Source organism: Bacteroides thetaiotaomicron VPI-5482, from assembly GCF_000011065.1.
GTDB classification, from domain to species: Bacteria; Bacteroidota; Bacteroidia; order Bacteroidales; family Bacteroidaceae; genus Bacteroides; species Bacteroides thetaiotaomicron.
Genome location: NC_004663.1, coordinates 4,017,466 through 4,039,659 on the forward strand (window position 1 = coordinate 4,017,466; position 22,194 = coordinate 4,039,659).

The window sequence follows — 22,194 nt, forward strand, 5'->3', positions numbered from 1 at the left end:
AATATTGCCCGTTTCATAAATAATCATAAAAACAAAGTAAAAAAGGTGTTTTTTGGAAAATTAGATTTATCTTTGCATATATATTTGAAGGCGTTCTTTGCATATTGCAAAATACAGAAACGAGCAGAAGTCCGCTCGTTTCCATATTGTTACCTATATAATATAGGCAAACGCCCAACTTCTTGATTTTCAATCAAAGTCCAAATTAGAGCGAGTTAGATTTTTAAACACCCCTGTCTGTTCCAACCCATAAATTCCTTTCTTTATCCTCAAAAAGAGCACCAATATTATGATTACCTGTACCCTCCTCCAAATCATCGCAATCGAATTGGAGAATAGAAGTTCCATCATAGCGGTTGAGCCCATTTTTTGTCCCAAACCACATAAATCCATAGCTATCCTGCAAGATTGCTTTTACATTACTCTCTGATAAACCATTTTCTCCATTAACACGGGTGAAATAAAAATCAGAATATTCTTGAGCAAAAATACAAATAGATAAGAATAGCAATCCATTTATGAAAGCTAATCGTAGTAGGTGTTTCTTCATAAATTATATAGTGGTTATATTTGGCTGTGCGCGCAAATATACACTAAAAAACAGTATATAAAAAGGAGTTGACGCATTTGTTTCAGTAATAGCCGCATTTGTTCATTTTTACTTTTCCCTTCTCCTATACCTTTGCAATATCATTTTGAAATAAACTATTTTATAACATGAGAAACGTAACATTAGGCCTGATAATAGGGGCCGCACTTCTAGTTAGTGGTAGTCTGTCACTGAAGGCAACCGAGAATAAAATGAAATTATGGTATGATAAACCTGCAGATGAATGGATGAAGTCTCTTCCTTTGGGGAACGGTCGTCTTGGTGTAATGATCTATGGTGGCATAGAAACAGAAACACTCGCTCTAAACGAATCAACAATGTGGTCAGGGGAATATGATGAACATCAGCAACGTCCATTCGGAAGAGAAAAACTCAATCAAGTAAGAAAGCTATTTTTTGAAAATAACTTGTCAGAAGGTAATCATGTCGCAGGAAATATGATGGCAGGTAGCCCACATTCAGTAGGAACACATCTTCCCATAGGTGACTTGAAAATAAATTTTTCATATCCTCAAGGAGAAATATCAGATTATCGCCATGAACTGGATTTACATACTGCTATAAATACAGTTAGCTATAAAGTAGGTAATACTGAATATATACGCCAATGTATCGCTTCTAATCCAGATGACGTAGTTGCTATGCATATAAAAGCTAGTCGTCCAAAAGCAATAACGATGGAACTTGAATTGAAATTACTCAGACAGGCAAATGTAGTAGCATCCGGTAACCAACTTATTTATACCGGTAATGCAGAATTTGAAAAACATGGTAAAGGAGGAGTACATTTTGAAGGACGTATTGCTGTACAAATAAAAGGAGGAACAATAAAGGCTGAAGGGAAAAAACTTTATATTGAGAAAGCTACTGAAGTCACTTTATTATCTGATGTACGTACCAATTTTAAAAACAATACGTTCTCTGGTTACAACTACAAAATAAAATGTGAGAAAACAATTGAATTAGCATCAAAGAAAGATTTTAAGACTCTGAAGAAAAAACATATAGAAGACTATTCTCCACTTTTCTCCCGGGTAGGACTTTCGTTTGAGCATCACGCAAAGTTTGATCACCTACCAAACGATGAACGTTGGGCACGGGTAAAGAAAGGAGAATCTGATCCTGGATTAGATGCATTATTTTTCCAATATGCCCGCTATCTGTTGATCGCTTCTTCACGTCCTAATTCTCCTCTACCTGTAGCTTTACAAGGTTTTTTTAACGATAATCTCGCTTGCCATATGGGATGGACTAACGATTATCATTTGGATATCAATACTGAACAAAATTATTGGATTGCTAATGTAGGTAATTTAGCAGAATGTCATCTCCCTCTTTTTGACTATATTAAAGATCTATCAATTCATGGTGCAAAAACAGCAAAAGATTTATATGGTTGTAAAGGATGGACTGCACATACTACAGCCAATCCATGGGGATATACAGCTGTATCAGGTAGTATTCTTTGGGGATTATTCCCGACTGCATCTTCTTGGCTTGCCTCTCATTTATGGACACAATATGATTACACACAAGATAAAGATTTTTTAAAGAATACCGCATATCCATTATTAAAAAGTAATGCTGAATTTCTATTAGATTATATGGTAATAGACCCACGAAATAACTATTTGGTAACAGGTCCTAGTATCTCGCCGGAAAACAGTTTTCGCCATCAAGGACAAGAATTTTGCGCATCTATGATGCCGACTTGCGACCGTGTACTGGCTTATGAGATATTCTCGGCATGCCTGCAATCTACGGAAATATTAAATGTCGATGCCTCATTTGCCGACAGCCTCCGTACCGCTATCAGCAAACTCCCTCCTTTCCGTATCAGCACAAACGGAGGAGTACAGGAATGGTTTGAAGATTACGAAGAAGCACATCCCAATCACCGTCACACCACACACTTATTATCCCTCTATCCTTATTCTCAGATTACCTTAAATAAAACACCCGAATTAGCAAAAGCTGCCCGAAAAACTATTGAAAGACGTTTAGCAGCCAAAGATTGGGAAGATACAGAATGGAGTCGTGCTAACATGATTTGCTTTTATGCCCGATTAAAAGACTCTGAAAATGCTTATAATAGTGTAAAACAATTACTTGGAAAACTATCACGTGAAAACATGTTTACAGTTTCTCCCGCTGGTATTGCCGGAGCAGGTGAAGACATCTTCGCTTTTGACGGGAATACAGCCGGAGCAGCAGGTATTGCAGAAATGTTATTACAAAGTCACGATAATTGCATTGAATTATTACCGTGCTTACCTAAAGAATGGAAAAACGGAAATTTTAAAGGACTTTGTGCTCGGGGAGGTATTGAAATAGATGCGAGTTGGAAAAATAGCCAAATAGTAAATGCAGTACTAAAAGCTACCGCTCCAATAGAATTTACTCTTCGTCTATCAAATGCAAAACTATACTGTTGGAAGTTGAACAAAAAAACATTCATTCCTAAAATAAAGGATGATGGACTAATTTATATATCCATGAATAAAGGAGATAATCTTACCATAATCATCCCTTAATAACAATTTTGCAGTAAATGCGTTATTTTTTGCTGCGTTTATACACTATTAAAATAACACATTTACCTAATTTTGACTCGTTGAATTTAGAAAATTATCACATTAAATCTAATAATATATGAAACGAATTCGAGATTTCCCCACCACTGACAAGACAACGATCTAGTTGCCTGAAATGTATTAACCTAATATTAATTTTAAATTATCCATGAAAAATATGAAAGAAAGACTTTTTTCATTCTTTAAAATGAATCGACTGATTCCAGTCATATTCTGTCTTTTCTTTGCGACAAGTATATATGCGCAAAATAGAGAAGTGAAGGGTATAGTGACAGGTGACGATAATGAACCTATGGCAGGAGCTACCATCAAAATAAAAAACAGTCAAGGTGGTGCAATTGCAGATATTGACGGAAAATTCACTATGCGAGTAAAAACCGGAGATATATTAGAAATTTCGTTTCTTGGCATGAAAAAGCAAGAAATAAAAGTAGATAGTAACGACTTTTACTCTATTAAATTATTTCCTGAAGCTAATGAGTTTGACGAAGTAACGGTAGTTGCTTTTGCCAAGCAAAAGAAAGAGAGCGTAATTAGTGCCATCTCTACAGTAAATCCACAGGAACTGAAAGTACCGAGTAGCAATCTGACAACCGCTCTTGCCGGAAGAATGTCCGGACTAATTGCTTTCCAAACAACAGGTGAACCCGGTAAGGACAATGCTCAGTTCTTTGTGCGTGGTGCCACAACATTTGGTTATAAAAAAGATCCTCTTATTTTGATTGACAACATTGAATTGAGTACAGATGATCTTGCCCGCTTGAATGTGGATGACATTGCTCAATTTTCTATTATGAAAGACGCTACAGCCACTGCTTTGTACGGCGCGCGTGGAGCAAATGGAGTAATCCTTGTGACCACTAAACAAGGAGTCGCCGGAAAGCCGAAAGTATCCGTCCGTGTAGAACAATCAGTATCCACTCCTCGAAAGAAGGTGGAATTAACAGATCCTATCACCTTTATGCGATTAAATAATGAAGCTGTAAACTCTCGGCGTGATCCTAACAATCCTGCCGCCAGCGCTAATTACACAGTTTATAGTCAAGAAAAAATAGAAAATACAATTGCTGGTACCAACCCATATTGTTATCCGGCAGTAAATTGGTATGATGAACTATTCAATAACTACGCTCTTTCTACAAGAGTAAATACTAATCTAAGTGGAGGAGGCAGTGCAGTACGTTATTATGTAGCAGCTTCATATACCAAAGACGGAGGAGTGATCAAAAATGATAAACTCAACAACTACAACAGTAACATTAACTGGCAACGTTATTCTGTTCGGTCTAATATCAATATGGATCTTAGCAAGACTACAGAATTCTCTATTCGCGTCAATGGAAATTTTGATGACTATACCGGTCCGTTGGACAGTGGTGAAGGACTTTATAAGAAGGTAATGAAGACAAGCCCTGTTATGTATCCTAAAAGTTATCCTGCAACAGGCGAATATGTCAATGCTACGCATGTGCTATTTGGTAATGCCGATAAAGGAGCCTACATTAATCCATATGCAGATATGGTTAGAGGATACAAAGAATCCAATAATTTATTGGTAGCTGCACAAGCAGAATTAAAACAAAAGTTCGACTTCGTAACCAAAGGATTGGATGCCCGAATCTTAGTTAGTACCACTCGCTCTTCTTATTCCGACCTTACTCGAGCTATCAATCCTTATTATTATCAGGCCGACTATGACAAAGAAACCAATAGTTATACATTGACTAACATTGTAGAAGGGGAAGAGTATTTGTCATACAATCAAGGAAGCAGAAATATCAACACTACCAACTATGTAGAAGCTGCCATCAGCTATAACCGAACATTCGGTGTGCATGCCACTAGCGGAATGTTAGTATATACTCGCCGAGAAGAAAAAAGATCAAGTGAAGACACTCTACAGAAATCACTACCACGCAGAAACCAAGGGCTAGCAGGTCGCTTTACCTATGCTTACGATTCCAGATATTTTGCAGAATTCAACTTTGGATATAACGGTTCTGAACGGTTTGCTGCTCACGAACGATACGGTTTCTTCCCTTCCTTCGGTTTAGGGTATATCATTTCGAACGAAAGCTTTTGGGAGCCATTATTAAACACAATGGATAAACTGAAATTCAAAATGACCTATGGTCTGGTAGGTAATGATGCCATTGGAAGTTCAGATGATCGTTTCTATTATTTATCGGAAGTAAATCCAAATGATGGTGGACGTGGCCAATATTTTGGAACAAATTACGGCAACCAAATGAATGGTGTATCTATTTCTCGTTATCCCAACACTAATATTACATGGGAGAAATCAAAGAAAGGGAACTTTGGTATTGAATTAGGTATGTTCAACAGTGCATTAGAAGTTCAAGCTGACTTCTTCTATGAACGTCGTACTCAAATTTACCAAAACCGCGCCTACATTCCTTCTACAATGGGACTTTCTGCCGGAGTAAGTGCTAATATAGGTGAAGCATCTTCCCGAGGAGTTGATTTATCAGTCAACTATTCTTATATTGCCAATAAAGATTTCTGGATAAAAGGAATGGGTAATTTCACGCTTGCCAAAGGAAGGTATGAAGTCTATGAAGAACCAGATTATGCTAGTTACGGACAAGGGTATCGTTCTAGAATAGGGCAACCAATCAACTTTAATTACGGATATATCGCCGAACGCCTATTTATTGATGAAAATGATGTTGCCAACTCTCCCTCACAAACAAGTTTCAATGGTGGAGCCATGCCGGGAGATATTAAATATAAAGATTTAAATAATGATGGAAAAATTACTAGTGAAGACCAAATTTTTCTCGGTTATCCTAATCAACCTGAAATTACTTACGGATTTGGTTTCTCTACCGGCTACAAAGGATTCGACCTCTCTATGTTTTTTCAAGGAAATGCAAGAGTATCTTTTTTCATCGACCCTAGAAACACATCTCCTTTTGTAAACTACGATGCAGGTGGAAAGACGGGTGTTCAACAATGTTTGGATGTTATAGCCAAAGATCATTGGTCTGAAGACAATCGTAATATATACGCATTTTGGCCACGTTTATCTCCTACACTTGTTGAAAATAATATGCAAACAAGTACCTGGTGGATGCATGACGGATCATTTATTCGTCTGAAAACTGTAGAATTAGGTTATACATTCTCGCAAAAAGCTCTGAAAAAAATAGGTGTACAATCTTTGCGCCTATACTTAACAGGAAGTAACCTACTAACCTTCAGCAAATTTAAACTATGGGATGCAGAAATGGGTAATAATGGCCTAGGATATCCTATTCAGCGAGTATATAACCTCGGCATTAACATTAACTTCTAAAAAGCAATGATATGAAAAAAATTACGAAATATATTCCGACTATCATTTTGACGTTGCTTTGTTCTTGTTCAGATTATTTGGATATAGTTCCCGATAATGTGACAACATTGGACATTGTATTCAACAACAGAAATACAGCCGAACGCTATTTGGCCAACTGCTACCATTTTGTTCCAGACCATGGATCTGTCAAACGAATTCCCGGCATGGGAGCCGGACACGAATGTTGGTTCTATACTACTAATGACTCTCACTTTGACAATGAAGTCAGCTTTTATATAGCCCGTGGATTACAGAATATTGATGCTCCTTATGCCAATTATTGGGACGGAGAAGGAGGCAGTAATCTTCCCATGTTCCGTGCCATTAGAGAGTGTAATATCTTTCTTGATTATGTAAGAGATCAGCATAAAGTGAACGACTTGACAGATTCTGAACGAAAAAGATGGATCGCCGAAGTAAACGTACTAAAAGCCTATTACCATTTTTTCCTATTTGAACACTATGGCCCTATTCCTATTGTAGACAAAGCTCTTCCTGTATCGACTGATCCAGAAGGAGTAAAAGTTACTCGCATGCCGGTAGATCAAATAGTTGATTACATGGTAAAGCTCATAGACGACTCGTACAAAGACTTGCCACCAGTCATCACTATGGAAGCTACAGAAATGGGACGTTTGACACAACCTGCAGCATTAGCCCTTAAAGCCAAAATACTGCTGTGGGCAGCTAGTCCTCTCTTCAATGGAAACAAAGATTATGCAAATTTCAGAAATGAAGAAGGAAAACCATTCATCAACCAAGAATTCAGCCGTGAAAAATGGGTGAGAACAGCTGAAGCATGTAAAGAGGCCATAGAATCTGCAGAAACCAACGGATGTCAACTTTATGACTGCAGCATGGACATGTCTTATAGCCAGGACCTACCAGAAGAAATATTTTACAGCATGAATATCCGTCAAACAGTAACAGAACGTTTTAACTCCGAATTGATATGGAGCGTAGGCAAACAGGGTACCAATGAACTGCAAAACCTATCGATGGCTTGTATCGTTCCTTCTTTGCAACAAGGAAGTGGAAACGGTCAAGTAACAGGCAGTATTTTGCAAAGCAGGGCAGCAGGTGTATATGCTCCTACACTGGAAACTGCAGAACAATTTTACAGTAAAAATGGAGTGCCCATTGACGAAGACAAAGAATGGTTAACAAGCGGAAAATATGATAATCGTTACACAACCCGACAAGTGACTAGTGCTGATAAATATAACATGCGAACAGGCTGGACCACTGCCGTACTTCACTTCAACAGAGAACCCCGCTTCTACGGGTCTCTCGGTTTCGATGGTTCCACTTGGTATGGTAACGGACGTACAGATGTCAATGACTTGAATTATGTAGATGGTAAATATGGAAGAAACTCTGGAAACAAATGGGGATTTAACTACTCCATTACAGGTTATTTCGCTAAAAAAGTAGTATATTATCAAAATGCTATAACTCAATCTTCACAAGTAGTCTACGAATACCCATTCCCTATTATCAGATTAGGCGACTTGTATCTAATGTATGCAGAATCACTTAATGAAGCTACAGAAGGTGATAATAATGTACCGGAAGAAGTTTATACATACCTACGGAAGGTACGCGAACGTTCTGGATTGAAAAAAGGTGTACTTGGACAGACCGAAGATATAGGAGATGTCAGAGTAGCATGGGAAAAGTACAGCAATGATCCTACCAAACCTAAAACTAAAGATGGGATGAGAAGTATCATCAAACAGGAACGTAAAATTGAACTTGCGTTGGAAGGACATCAATACAATGATCTCAGACGATGGAAAGACGCTTCAAAAGAACTGAGTAAATCCATTAAAGGATGGAACGTACAAGGAGAAATAGAGGAAGACTTTTATAAAGTCACAACTCTCTTTGTTCCTCGCGCATTTACAACTAAAGACTATTTGTGGCCTATAAAAAAACAAGACTTACAAGTAGACGACAAATTAATTCAAACGTATGGATGGTAATTATAAACATCGAAAAACAATGAAAAAAAGAATCTTATATTATATATGGATAGCATGTGCGGCAGTATTGCTACACAGTTGCGAAGATGTAGAAACTCATAAACCTTATGGGGATGGCAGTGGACATGCTCCTGGTACAGTACAAGTGACTTCCTATGAACAAATTCCTGGTGGAGTGACATTGAAATTCATTGCTCCAACAGACGAAGATCTATTGTATATCAAAATAAAATATACACTTGACAATGGAAAAGAAATGGAAGCACGTGCTTCTCTCTATACTGATGAAACGACAATAGAAGGTTTCGGAAATACGAATCCGAAAAAACTAGTAATCTCAGCCGTTAACAAAATGGAGAAAGAAGGAGAAGCTATCATCACCGAAATAGTACCTGGAAAACCGGCATACCTTACTGCCATTGAAGAAATAGAGGTAAATCCTACATTCGGAGGTATTTATATACATACTACAAATGGAGGCAGAAACTATCTCATCTTTGATGTATCTACAAAAGATTCAAAAGGTAATTGGAATATAGAACATACAGAATATACTTCTGTAAAAAACATCGGCTTTACACTCCGAGGGTTCTCTGCCGAACCACATGATTTTAAAGTTCGTGTCCGCGATCTATATGATAACCAGTCAGAAGAATACTTAACAACCTTGACACCACTATATGAAGAAAAATTGGATTTGACCAAATTCAAAACTTTCTATCTAGCCAATGATATAAAGATGGACAACGCAGGTCATACTTTGGAGTCTTTATTCAATGGAGATCATGGATTAAACAGTTGGAATTATGCTCACGGTTATGACTTTAATCCTTCCGAGTTTCCTGTATGGTTTACATTCGATATGGGTCAAACCGCTCAATTAAGCCGCTTCACCTCATGGCAACGCTCCATGGGAGGTAGTTATTACTATCGTGCAGGTGCTATCAAAGAATGGGAAGTATGGGGACGTTCTGATTTACCATCTTCGGACGGAAGTTGGGACGGATGGACCAAACTGGCAGATTGTGAAAGCATAAAACCTTCCGGATGGCCCACCGGTTCAAATTCAGAAGAAGATATAACATATGCTAGTAAAGGAGAAGAATTTGAATTTCTAGCAGATATTCCTCCAGTAAGATACATTCGATTTAAAATACTTTCTACTCATGACGGTGCCGGATTGGTAGTTATGCAGCAACTTTGGTTCTACGGAACCCCGATACAATAACCTTTTAACAAAGCAAAAGTATGAAAAAAATAAATATATTGATTCTCTGTAGTATCCTGTGCTTTTTCTATTCATGTAATGGCATGCTGGATGGCATTCAGCCTTATCTAGACGAGGGAGAAAAAATCTATGTAGGAAAACTTGATTCACTCAAAGCTTTTACTGGAAAAAACAGAATCAAAATAGAAGGAAAAATGATGTACGGTGTAAATCAGGTAAAATGTGTTATCAGTTACAAAGATCCTATTACATTGGAAGAAAAGTTTAAAGAGTTTCCAATAGAACGTACGGAACCACGAGAAACCTTCGAATTTATGTTAGAGAATTTAACAGAAGGACAATATGACTTCTCGATAGTCACCTATGATCCCAAAAACAACACATCTATCCCGACAGAGGTATCTGCTTATGCATATGGCGAACTATACCAACAAGCATTAACCAACCGGATTTTACATAGTATCTCTCCTGAACAAAAAGAAATTGTAAATGAAAGTGGACAATCAGAAAGAATATGGGCAGCCAAACTGAATTGGAATATATCAAGAGGAGATGGTTTAGTAGGCTGTAACCTTGAATATGAACGTCAGGACGGAACTTTAGGCTCGAAATATATTTCAGTTGACGAGACTACAACAGAACTCGACAATTTTAAAGCTAATGGAATACTCCGGTACAATAGTATATATAAACCGACAACAACTTCCTTGGACGAATTTGTTACAGAATATAAAGAAGTTACATTGCCTTCCCAAAGTTACATTGGCATTACAAAAGACCTAACCAGTCTTTATATTAAGAATGCCGGATATCCATTTAGAGGATATGATGTAAACAATAAATGGGGAAAACCTTACGATTGGAAATGGAATGAAGTTATGGAAACTAAAAATGCCAATGGAGGTGCCGGCTTCACAGAATATAACGATGGAACAATTCAGTTCGAAACAACACAATGGAGTCAGGGATATTATGACAACGGAAAGATCTGGCAAACATTTACTTTACCAGAAGGAAAGTATGAAATGCGTATCGAAGTAAAAAACGCCGCAAATATAGGTTCTGGCAGTACCAATATCCATTTTGCTGTAGCTCAAGGCGAATCACTACCCGACAATGAAGAATTGGAAAAGTCAGACATTATCCTCTCTTACCTCAAATTTGAGTCAGAACATACTAATAAAACATCTGCCTTACCTATATTTGAACTAACAGAAGAAAAAACTATTACCGTAGGCTGGGTAGTATCTTTCTCAGATATCTGTAGAAATATAGAATTTAAGTCAGTAAGATTGTGGAGTGTAGCTGAATAAAGTTCTCCATTTTATTAAGCTATTCATCAAATGTTATTCTTATAAAAATAAACCCTGGAAGTTTGTATTATAAATTTCCAGGGTTTACTATAATCAAATCTTTTACTATATATTTATCTATTTCTTTTAAAATTGAAATAGAATTTATTTAAATAGGTGGTGCAACTGTACCCGATTTTCTTTTATTGTAACTTCATTACAATTATACATCTGAATAAAATCAGACTCTTTATTTTTTTCAGTATCTAGAGAATAAATCAAATTATGACGTATCATCAGACCATCAACAGCCTTCGCTCGAATGGCACATGAGCTATTTTTTCTCATATAAAAATAATTTTCTTCAATAGTAATATTTTTATGAACCGCCCCTTTATATTCTCTATTCTCCGGATCAATGCTAATAATCGGTTCTCCACAGTTTAAAAACGTATTTTGACGAATAGTCAAGTCATGTACCGGTCCTGACTCATACCAGCTTAATCCATCATCGGCTACAAATATTCCACTCATCTGCATGCCGTAGAATGTATTTCCTTCTATCAGAGACTTACGTCGTGTTGTGATAAGAATCCCTCTGGTTGGTACTCTTGCAAAGTAATTGTTTGTAATCCGCACTTCCGGTGTCCACGTCACGTTCTCAATAACCAGGTCTTTCTGTTGCATTACCTCCGAAGAGAGTGGACTTGACAGAGTGAGTTCCATTTCTCTTGGCGTTACTAATTTTGCCTCTTTTACTTTACACTTCCCTACTACCAACAGAGAACGTGAATCAACAAGTTCTATATCGTCTCCTTTAAAAAAGGCTTCAAATCCAAAAGTCTGGTCATGCATAAAACGAAGTTTTAAACGATTGTCCGACAAAAATTCTATTACTCGCAAATGTGTACCATGTATATTTATAGGATCATCGTGTGCACCTATAAAACGGGAATTCTTAATATCAATCATACCACGGCAACCAGAAACCTGAATAAAATCAGCAAATCCCGCATTAGTACGTCCTGAACCTGGACGAGGAGCAAAGTTACAACGATCAACAGTAATATTCTCACTGTATTGACAGACTACCCCGAAATTTCCTAAATAATAGAAGTTGATATTCTCCAACAGTATTCCCTTACTTCTGTTTACAAATCCACTCACTTCGTCACGGAAAGAATCGCGCATCTGAAAAATAGTATGTAGTCCTACTTGTGGTTTTTCTTTATATTGCAGATATAACACATTTGGACGAAGTTCTACTGTACGAAGCAAATTCTCCATCGGACTCCAAGAACGCCAAGTCATTTCACTTATACGGTCATACGACTGCGCTATTCCGTTCTTAAAAGACCAACCATCACCATACCACTCCAACTGTGCGTCTACAATCCGATATTGGGATGTGGGATGTACCTGAACAATCAAATAATCATTCCCCTCTTCCAATACTTCAACCTCTGTTTGAGTAGGATGTTTATAATCTATATTAAAATTTTTCAAAACAATACCTTCACATTTATCAAGTACGAAACTTGTCATTTCACCATTCATCAATAAAGTTGACCCACAACCATCAATAGTGATATTCTTTAATGTATTAAGATACAATCCGATATGTTTAGTCGGATCAGGATCATCCAACTCAGAAGTCGTATTTGATATATAATATAACACTTGTGATGATTTCGCACGGTCTAACTGATAAATTCCCGGTGAAAACTTTACAGTAACCGGCCTTCCTTTACAGTCAGCAGCTTTTTTTAAAGCTAACGCTATATTTTCAATATCTTTTCCCTGCTCCGGAAAAACCTCTATTATTCTAGACTGGGCAAAAATAGCCAACTGGATGAACCAAACGCTCATCATAAATAAAATGTACTTTTTCATGATATTGATCTTCAAATTTTACTTTTTTCACAAAGATAGAAATTATCTATACCCTATTATAGATATAAAGCAATCAAAAAATAGAATGTTTGCTGCAAATATTTCATTTTTTGATTGCTTTGTACACATATAATCTTTCTGTTATTACCTAATTTTGTATCCGAACCTATATAACATAACCAATTTAAAAAAGAAAATAATGAAACACACCTTTATTACATTTATTCTACTGTCTCTTTGTATTTTCACTTATGCACAGAAAAAGATTGCACGTGAATATATCGAATGGTCTGACATTTGGATTCCCGGAGCTAACAAAACAGATCTTCCACACGTACTGCTTATCGGAAATTCCATCACACGCGGATATTACGGAAAAGTAGAAGCAGCTCTGAAAGAAAAAGCATATGTAGGACGGCTCTCCAATTCGAAAAGTGTAGGTGATCCGGCTTTAATCGAAGAACTGGCCGTAGTACTCAAAAATACAAAGTTCGACGTTATCCATTTCAATAATGGTTTGCACGGATTCGATTATACAGAAGAAGAGTATGATAAAAGTTTCCCAAAATTAATCAAAATCATTCGTAAATACGCCCCTAAAGCCAAGCTGATCTGGGCAAACACCACTCCCGTCCGTACCGGAGAAGGAATGAAAGAGTTTGCCCCTATCACCGAACGGTTGAATGTACGTAATCAGATTGCACTGAAACATATCAATCGTGCCAGCATAGAAGTGAACGACTTATGGAAAGTAGTAATCGACCACCCCGAATATTATGCAGGCGGAGACGGGACACATCCGATTGACGCAGGGTATTCAGCTTTAGCAAATCAAGTGATTAAAGTTATAAAGAATGTATTAGTACATTAAACCTTATTCATTCTATTTTAATATGGCAATAATGAAAAATCAAAAATCAACTCTATTATTAATTATCTATTGTTTATCAACCTGCATAGTAACGGCACAACAACATGTAGAAACAATTAAAAATACTTTCTTAAATCCAAAATCAAACAAAGTGTTAGTTGTTGCTCATCGGGGAAATTGGCGTAGCGCACCGGAAAATTCAACTGCTGCTATTGACAGCGCCATTGCTATGAAAGTAGATATTGTAGAAATTGACATTCAAAAAACAAAAGATGGACAACTGATTCTAATGCATGATAATACACTAGATCGTACTACCACTGGAAAAGGAGAAATTAAAAACTGGACTCTGGCAGATATAAAAAAGTTAAAATTGAAAGATAAGGATGGAAAAGTAACAAATTATGTTGTGCCCACTTTAGAAGAAGCTTTGTTAACAGCAAAAGGAAAAATCATGGTTAATTTGGACAAAGCATATGACATTTTTGACGATGTATATGCTATATTGGAAAAAACCGAAACCCAAAATCAAGTAATCATGAAAGGAGGACAGCCTATAGAAACTGTCAAACGAGAATTTGGTTCTTATTTGGATAAAGTTTTATATATGCCAGTAATAGATTTAGGTAACAAAGAAGCTGAGAAAATAATCACAGACTATTTGAAAGAATTACGTCCTGCTGCTTTCGAAATTATTTATTCAGACCCCAAAAATCCGCTTCCTCCAAAAATAAAACAATTACTTTTTAAGAAAAGTTTGATTTGGTATAACACATTATGGGGATCACTTGCAGGAAATCATGATGATAATCTTGCACTGACCGATCCGGAAAAAAGCTACGGTTATCTGATCGAACAGCTAGGAGCCCGGATTTTACAAACAGATCAACCTGCTTATTTGCTCGATTATTTAAGAAAAAAAGGTTGGCACAATTAAATTAATAACATCTTTAATTCTCAATAAAACACATTATATGGATAAGAAAAAAATCAGTTATTTAATACTCCTTTGTTTATTCTCTTTAAGCTGCACGCTACAGGCAGAGAAATATGAAACGGTTTCTCCTAACGGAAAACTGAAGATTAAACTGAAAATAGACAAAGGTACCCAATACGAAGTATGGTACGATAATACACAACTTATACTTCCTTCTCCCATCGGATTACATCTGGCGGACGGCAGAGTAATCGGCAACGGAAGTGTAAAGTCGGCAAAGAAAAGAAAGGTGAACCAGACTATCGACGTCCTTGTTGGTAAAAACAAAGAATTACAGGATGCTTATAATGAACTTACCGTTTCTTTCAATGACAGTTGCGACCTTGTAGTACGTGCTTATGATGAAGGAGTGGCCTATCATTTCGTCACCCGTCTCAACGGAGAAATTACAATCATCAGTGAAGATGCCATTTTCAACTTTGCTTCCACCCCAACCATCTATTATCCGGAATGCGATGCTAATTATTCCGGCGAAACGGATCAATCCGGACGTACCCATCAGGTACATCAAGGATATAGAAACTTTGAAAGACTCTATAAAGTCTACAAAGGTCCGTTGGAAATTCCTTACGAACGTTTTGCTGTTTCTCCGGTATTATACGAATATCCCGATTCTCCTTATAAAGTGGTCATAACGGAATCAAATACCTATGATTATCCGGCTCTGTATATGGAATCCAACGGCTACAACTCCATGCGCGGAAAATGGGCTAATTACCCAAAAGAAACAATAGACTCCGATCCTTCCAATCCTTACTACTGGTATTCCAATCATTTGGTTGTTACCAGAGAGAATTACATCGCAAAGACTGATGGAAACCGTAGTTTTCCGTGGCGTGTCATCATCGTTTCGGAAGATGACAAATCATTATTGAACAACGAACTGGTATACAAACTGGCCGATCCTTGCCGTCTGACCGATACTTCCTGGATCCAACCGGGAAAGAGTGCATGGGAATGGTGGCACAAAGCCGTTTTGGAAGGTGTTGACTTCCCCAGTGGAAACAAGCAGCTTTCTCCCCAGTTATATAAATACTACGTAGACTGGGCTTCAAAGAATCATATCGAATATATGACCTTGGATGCCGGATGGTCCGAAGATTACATCAAAGAACTATGCTCATACGCCAAAGAAAGGAATGTGAAGATTATCGTCTGGACATGGGCTAGTTGCGCCAGAGAGAATCCGAGCGACTGGATCGCTAAAATGCACAGCTACGGTGTATCCGGAGCAAAGATCGACTTTTTCGAACGGAATGACCAGATAGCCATGCGATGGGGAAAAGAATTTGCAGAACGTCTGGCCGAAAAGCAAATGGTAGCTATTTTCCACGGTTGCCCGGTCCCTACCGGATTGCATCGCACGTATCCCAATATACTGAACTATGAAGCAGTAAGAGGAGCGGAATGTAACTTTTGGGAAAAGACGTTGACTCCCGAATATCACACTCGTTTTCCTTTCATCCGCCTGTTGGCAGGACCGGCAGATTATACTCCGGGATCCATGAGAAGTGTCACTCAGGATGAATTCAGACCGATGGATATAGATAATACTCCGCCCATGAGCATGGGAACACGTTCGCATGAATTGTCCATGTTTGTCATTTACGACCAATGGATGGCTTATTTATGTGACTCACCCACTGAATACAATAAATATCCGGATGTACTCGACTTCCTTTCCAAAGTTCCCGCAGTTTGGGATAAGACCTTGCCATTGCAAGCAAAATTAAGCGAATACATCGTGACAGCCAAACAAAAAGGCAATGACTGGTATGTGGGCGGAATGACCAACTGGGATGCCCGTTCTACAGAAGTGAACCTCAGCTTCCTGAAAGACAATGTCTCCTATCAGGCAACTATCTTTAAAGACGCTCCGAACTCCTACGAGCAACCTAAAGAATACATGGTAGAGAAAAGAACAGTGGATAGTAAAACCATATTGAATATAAATATGGCAAAAGGCGGTGGATTCGTTATTCGTTTGGAAGCAGAAAACTAATATCGCTATGAATAAAATTTAAATGAGATAATTACATCTCAAAGAACGGTACCATCTGATACACGGAATGGTACACTCCAATACATTAAACGGTACCATCCAGTATGTTGGATGGTACCGTTTAATGTATTGGAAGGTACCGTTTGTATATCCTATCATAATCCCAGCTTCGCCGAAATCTCCAGCATCCGCTGAATAGGCCTCACTGCCTTCTCCGCTATTTCGGGATCTACAGTAATCTCCGGTGACTCATTCTTCAGACACTCATAGAGCTTCTCTAACGTATTCAACCGCATAAAGCTACACTCGTTACATCCACAGGTGCTATCGTTCGGAGGAGCGGGGATAAACGTTGTCTGCGGACACTTCTTCTGCATCTCATGCAAGATACCCGATTCGGTAGCCACGATATACGTATTCTCCGGGTGGTTCACCGCATACTTCAGCAGTGCAGCTGTAGACCCTACCACATCTGCCAGTTTCAGCACCGTACTTTTGCATTCGGGATGTGCCAGCACCAATGCTTCCGGATGCTGCGTTTTCAATTCCACGATCTTTTCCACCGAGAACTGTTCGTGCACATGACAGGCTCCGTCCCAAAGCAGCATATTCCTGTTCGTAACTGAGTTGATATAATTTCCCAGATTCCGGTCCGGACCAAAGATTATTTTCTCATCTTTGGGAAAACTTTCCACGATCTGCCGGGCATTAGTGGAAGTCACCACCACATCCGTTACCGCCTTCACGGCAGCTGTCGTGTTCACGTACGAAATAACGGTGTGCCCCGGATGCTCTTTGACAAACTGCGCAAACTGATCCGCCGGACAACTGTCCGCCAGCGAACAACCCGCTTCCATGTCGGGCACCAGCACTTTCTTATCCGGACAAAGCACCTTCGCTGTCTCACCCATAAAGTGAACGCCGCACATCACAATGATGTCCGCCTCCGTTTTGGCAGCCAGTTGAGCCAACGCCAGACTGTCGCCAACGTAATCGGCGATATCTTGTATTTCACCCTTCTGGTAGTAGTGCCCCAGAATGATTGCATTCTTTTCTTTCTTCAGCTCATTAATAGCCTTTATGAGATTATTCATAATAATATTCTTTTATTTCTTCCTTTTAAAAAAAATCCTTTGTTAGTGATGATAGCCTGTTAATAGTGTTAGCAAATAAATACGATTTTTCTTGCCGGATAAGTTATTAGTCCATACTTCTGCTTTATGAGTCCGTTATGAACGGAAGGAAAGGTGGAAGATTGACTATTTATTATCTTCATTATCAATGTAAGCCCTATCAAATGGGAGAATGCTATTAACTCCCTGTTGATAAAGTGCAAAGTTAAAAACTTTATGGATATAAACAGGCAGATAAGTGCTGAAAAATATGTTGATGTCTGCATAGAAAGTTTTGTCTTTGTTTTTTGGAATGTTCATAATGAAGGCCCCTTATACCTTCTTTTGAATAATGCAAGAATTATTTTTCAAATTCTTTCCCGATTGTTTTGACAGGTTTTAAACCGTTATCAACACCTCTGTTAACAGAAAAGAACTACCTTTGCAACCGAAACGTAATAAATGAACAACGTATGCGAAAACTGAAAATAACAGAGCTGAACCGTATCAGTGCCGAAGAGTTTAAACAAGCAGAAAAACTGCCTCTGGTGGTAGTGCTGGATGATATTCGTAGCCTGCATAATATAGGTTCGGTATTCCGCACGTCGGATGCTTTCCGTATCGAGTGTATCTATCTGTGTGGAATAACGGCCACCCCTCCCCACCCCGAAATGCATAAGACGGCTTTGGGCGCAGAGTTCACTGTTGACTGGAAGTATGTTAATAACGCTGTTGATGCTGTTGATAACCTCCGTAAAGAAGGATATATTGTTTATTCGATAGAACAGGCGGAAGGCAGCATTATGCTGGATCGACTCGAACTGGACAAGACGAAGAAGTACGCTATCGTAATGGGAAATGAAGTGAAAGGGGTGCAACAGGAAGTGATTGATCATTCGGATGGTTGTATCGAGATTCCCCAATATGGTACCAAGCATTCTCTGAACGTGTCTGTAACAACGGGCATTGTCATCTGGGATTTGTTCAAAAAGCTGCGTTGACGGTGTAAAATCAGTCGGTTAATAATTAGTTAATAAGTGGTTGATATCATAGTTAACTTGCTATTAACCAACTATTTTTTTCTGTTCATAATTATGTGTGATGATAAGAATATTGTAGCAACTTACTCTTGGTTGAGTCTGATTGATTCAGTGTTTATTAACCATCCTGTTTCAAGCTGTTATCAGATGGCATCACAGCTATTAATAGCTGACTTCTCAACTGTTAATACTTCTCATGCAGACTATTAACACCTGACAGGTCAACTGTTAATACCTTAGAAGTCAGATAAAGCGGGGTAATTTTCCTATGGTGATAGTGGAATTGGATTTAATAGAAATATGATGGTTAATAACAACGTTGATAACCTTATGACAAGGTGAATCAGATTTGTCCGTTCTCTACCAGCAGCACAACTCTTTCCGTCAGTTTATCTTCTCCCAACGGATCATATTCCTTTTTCAGACTGGCACCGAACAGTGCGGCAAATGTCTGATAGAATCCTGCTTTGAAAGGTCCCATAAAAGCTTTCACCAGTTCATAACTGGTGGAATTACTTTGGCGGTCTATCAATTTAATCAAGAGTTTGCCTTGTGTAAAAGAGAGTTTCTTCATCCGTGCGGTATATTGTTCCTTCAGTCCTTTTTCCACCCGTTTGAGATGTTTTTGGCGAGCCTTCTCGTTGGGTAATGTCTGAAGATACTCGTAAGTTTCAATAATAGCCTGGTTAATTTCTTTGGAGATAGGATATACCTTCTTTACGTTACGTACCAGCCGGTAGTATTCCAGCCGTTCTTTTTCGTTTTTGAATTTTAGCGGGCGGAAGATATAAACAGTCCTTAACTGGACACATGGAATGGTATCTCCGTTGTAGATACACATTGGAACCAAGTATCCGTTGATGCTTTGCTTGTCCTGTGCCTGCATCTTCGATGAACAGACCATAGCAAACGCCATCATTATTACTATGTTAAGCCTCCTTTTCACGTTACAAAAATAGAATTAAAATTTTATTATTCAGACATTTCTTTTAGACGTTAACCTATTTAAAGTATCTTTGCGGCCTTGTCTGTAAAAACGCAAGGTGCAAACAAATAATTTATTGATGAAAACTACTCAACTATTTCGGTTGATAAGTATTATAAACAGCCTGTTCATTATTCCTGCTTGTAGTGCTCAAAACCCTTCTCAAAGTCTTATAGAAGATATTTTTGAAGATTTATCTGTTAATAATAGTGTTGATAATGCTGTTAATGAACCCAACTGGGAGAATGAACTGGAAGAATTGTCCGTCCGCCTTCACGAACCTGTAGATTTAAACCGGGCTACCCGTCAACAACTGGAACAATTTCCTTTTCTCAGTGATATTCAGATTGAACATCTGCTGGCCTATATATACGTGCATGGGCAGATGGAAACACTTTATGAACTTCAGTTAATAGAGGATATGGACAGGCAGACTATTCAGTATCTATTGCCTTTCGTATGCATCAAAGCTATTAACAATGAGTCGTCTTTTCGGTGGAAAACTATGTTGAAAAGCGCTATGAAGTATGGAAAGAATGAAGTGCTAACTCGCATAGATATACCGTTTTATAAGCGGAAAGGTTATGAACATACTTATTTGGGACCTTCTGTTTATAACTCTGTTAAATACGCTTTCCGTTATCGCGACCAGCTCTATGCAGGTCTCGTTGCGGAGAAGGATGCCGGTGAACCCTTCCTTGCTCTGCACAATCGTCAAGGATATGATTATTATTCCTTTTATCTCTTATTCAAAGACTGTGGGCGGTTAAAAACATTGGCTGTTGGTAACTATCGGTTAAGTTTCGGACAGGGGCTGGTGATCAGCACGGATTACTTACTGGGAAAGACCGTATATGCTTCTTCTTTCAACACCCGCAGCGGAGGAATCAGAAAACATTCTTCTACTGACGAGACTAATTATTTTCGGGGAGCGGCGGCAACCGTAAGCATTACAAAACAATGGAGTGTGTCCGGCTTTTACTCACACCGTTCGCTGGACGGTGTGCTGACCGATGGCGAAATAACTTCTATCTATAAAACCGGACTACACCGCAGCCAGAAAGAAGCCGATAAGAAGAACGTATTCACCATGCAGCTGACCGGTGGAAACGTGAGTTATCAACAGAACCGTATCCGGCTGGGTATCACCGGTATTTACTATGTTTTCAACCGACCTTATGAACCGCAATTAACAGGTTATTCTCAATACAACATTCATGGAAATCAGTTCTACAATTTAGGAATAGACTATGCCTACCGCTGGCATCGTTTTTCTTTCCAAGGAGAGACAGCTATGGGAAAACAAGGCAGTGCTACTTTGAACCGCTTCCAATATTCACCGGTGGAAGGAACTCAGTTGATGATCGTACAACGATACTATTCATATAATTATTGGGCCATGTTCGCCCATTCTTTTGGAGAAGGAAGTGCGGTTCAAAACGAACAGGGATATTATCTGGGGGTGGAAACTTCCCCTTTCCGCTATTGGCACATCCTTGCTTCCTTCGATCTGTTTTCTTTCCCGTGGAAGAAATACCGGATCAGCAAACCTTCCCGGGGTATGGACGGATTGCTTCAGGCTACGTTTACTCCGCACAATAATTTGACAATGTACTTAAAATATCGTTATAAACAGAAAGAGCGTGACTTGACAGGTAGCAAAGAAAACCTAACGCTTCCTATTTTTCATCACCAACTTCGATATCGTTTGAACTATTTTTATGGAGATGTGTTTAGCTGTCGTACAACTTTAGATTACAACCATTTTCATTCTCAAGACAGGGCTGCTAGTAAAGGATATCAAGTTACACAAATGATGTCCTCCCAACTGCCTTGGACCAGGCTGTTTGCTGACGTTCAAGGCAGTTATTTTTCTACAGACGATTATGATTCGCGGGTATATGTATCAGAGAAGGGATTGCTTTATACATTTTACACTCCCTCCTTTCAAGGTCGTGGATTTCGCTGTGCCGTCCGTCTGAGATATGAGCCGAATGAACATTGGATGTTTATAACTAAGTTCGGAGAAACCGTTTATCTCGACCGGAATGAAATAGGTTCCGGCAACGATTTAATCCTTGGAAATAAAAAAGCTGACGTACAAATGCAACTCCGTATTAAGTTTTAAAGTATCTTTGCCTTTGGATATTATGAAATAGTAAATGATAAAATAATGTGAGCTTGATGTGATAAACGTCCGTATTGATATTGAACTCACATTAAA

General features: G+C 38.5%; 13 protein-coding genes and 1 pseudogene. 10 read left to right on the plus strand and 4 right to left on the minus strand.

Annotated features, from left to right (window positions below):
• Positions 1 to 226: 226 nt before the first annotated feature.
• Positions 227 to 550 (minus strand): annotated as a pseudogene (locus BT_RS15970) (two-component regulator propeller domain-containing protein); the annotation flags it as partial.
• Positions 551 to 717: 167 nt separating this feature from the next.
• On the opposite strand from BT_RS15970, the gene BT_RS15975 reads away from it, so the two are divergent.
• From BT_RS15975 to BT_RS15995, 5 genes are all read left to right on the plus strand, one after another.
• Positions 718 to 3,144, plus strand: coding sequence for a glycoside hydrolase family 95 protein (locus BT_RS15975; protein ID WP_011108674.1), 2,427 nt, complete (start codon positions 718 to 720; stop codon positions 3,142 to 3,144).
• A 217-nt stretch (positions 3,145 to 3,361) separates the two neighbouring features.
• The gene (locus tag BT_RS15980) at positions 3,362 to 6,523 is read left to right on the plus strand and encodes a SusC/RagA family TonB-linked outer membrane protein (RefSeq protein ID WP_162303094.1); all 3,162 of its coding nucleotides are present in this window, start codon (positions 3,362 to 3,364) and stop codon (positions 6,521 to 6,523) included.
• Between the two features lie 11 nt (positions 6,524 to 6,534).
• Positions 6,535 to 8,550: a RagB/SusD family nutrient uptake outer membrane protein gene (locus tag BT_RS15985; protein ID WP_011108676.1), complete on the plus strand. Its 2,016-nt coding sequence runs from the start codon at positions 6,535 to 6,537 to the stop codon at positions 8,548 to 8,550.
• A 19-nt stretch (positions 8,551 to 8,569) separates the two neighbouring features.
• Positions 8,570 to 9,778, plus strand: a complete 1,209-nt coding sequence (locus BT_RS15990) for a DUF5000 domain-containing lipoprotein (RefSeq protein ID WP_011108677.1) — start codon at positions 8,570 to 8,572, stop codon at positions 9,776 to 9,778.
• Positions 9,779 to 9,798: 20 nt separating this feature from the next.
• Positions 9,799 to 11,091, plus strand: coding sequence for a DUF4998 domain-containing protein (locus tag BT_RS15995; RefSeq protein ID WP_011108678.1), 1,293 nt, complete (start codon positions 9,799 to 9,801; stop codon positions 11,089 to 11,091).
• 144 nt (positions 11,092 to 11,235) lie between these two features.
• On the opposite strand, the gene BT_RS16000 is transcribed toward BT_RS15995, so the two are convergent.
• Positions 11,236 to 12,963 carry a right-handed parallel beta-helix repeat-containing protein gene (locus tag BT_RS16000; protein WP_224200529.1) on the minus strand — a complete coding sequence of 576 codons (1,728 nt, stop codon included), beginning with the start codon at positions 12,961 to 12,963 and terminating at the stop codon, positions 11,236 to 11,238.
• 199 nt (positions 12,964 to 13,162) lie between these two features.
• Here BT_RS16000 and BT_RS16005 point away from each other — a divergent pair, with 199 nt between their 5' ends.
• Genes BT_RS16005 through BT_RS16015 form a run of 3 tightly spaced genes read left to right on the plus strand, consistent with a single transcriptional unit; the run spans position 13,163 to position 16,833 of the window.
• Positions 13,163 to 13,834: an SGNH/GDSL hydrolase family protein gene (locus BT_RS16005; RefSeq protein WP_008767407.1), complete on the plus strand. Its 672-nt coding sequence runs from the start codon at positions 13,163 to 13,165 to the stop codon at positions 13,832 to 13,834.
• A 31-nt stretch (positions 13,835 to 13,865) separates the two neighbouring features.
• The gene (locus BT_RS16010) at positions 13,866 to 14,771 is read left to right on the plus strand and encodes a glycerophosphodiester phosphodiesterase family protein (RefSeq protein ID WP_011108679.1); all 906 of its coding nucleotides are present in this window, start codon (positions 13,866 to 13,868) and stop codon (positions 14,769 to 14,771) included.
• A gap of 37 nt (positions 14,772 to 14,808) precedes the next feature.
• Complete coding sequence (locus BT_RS16015; protein ID WP_011108680.1) at positions 14,809 to 16,833, plus strand: glycoside hydrolase family 97 protein; 2,025 nt, start codon at positions 14,809 to 14,811, stop codon at positions 16,831 to 16,833.
• A 155-nt stretch (positions 16,834 to 16,988) separates the two neighbouring features.
• On the opposite strand, the gene nadA is transcribed toward BT_RS16015, so the two are convergent.
• Complete coding sequence (gene nadA / locus BT_RS16020) at positions 16,989 to 17,927, minus strand: quinolinate synthase NadA (RefSeq protein WP_008762783.1); 939 nt, start codon at positions 17,925 to 17,927, stop codon at positions 16,989 to 16,991.
• Positions 17,928 to 18,418: 491 nt separating this feature from the next.
• On the opposite strand from nadA, the gene BT_RS16025 reads away from it, so the two are divergent.
• Positions 18,419 to 18,946, plus strand: coding sequence for an RNA methyltransferase (locus tag BT_RS16025; protein ID WP_008762785.1), 528 nt, complete (start codon positions 18,419 to 18,421; stop codon positions 18,944 to 18,946).
• Between the two features lie 382 nt (positions 18,947 to 19,328).
• Here BT_RS16025 and BT_RS16030 read toward each other — a convergent pair whose 3' ends face one another.
• Positions 19,329 to 19,904, minus strand: coding sequence for a DUF4294 domain-containing protein (locus BT_RS16030; protein WP_048698124.1), 576 nt, complete (start codon positions 19,902 to 19,904; stop codon positions 19,329 to 19,331).
• Between the two features lie 145 nt (positions 19,905 to 20,049).
• Here BT_RS16030 and BT_RS16035 point away from each other — a divergent pair, with 145 nt between their 5' ends.
• The gene (locus BT_RS16035; protein WP_011108682.1) at positions 20,050 to 22,098 is read left to right on the plus strand and encodes a helix-hairpin-helix domain-containing protein; all 2,049 of its coding nucleotides are present in this window, start codon (positions 20,050 to 20,052) and stop codon (positions 22,096 to 22,098) included.
• Positions 22,099 to 22,194 lie beyond the last annotated feature (96 nt).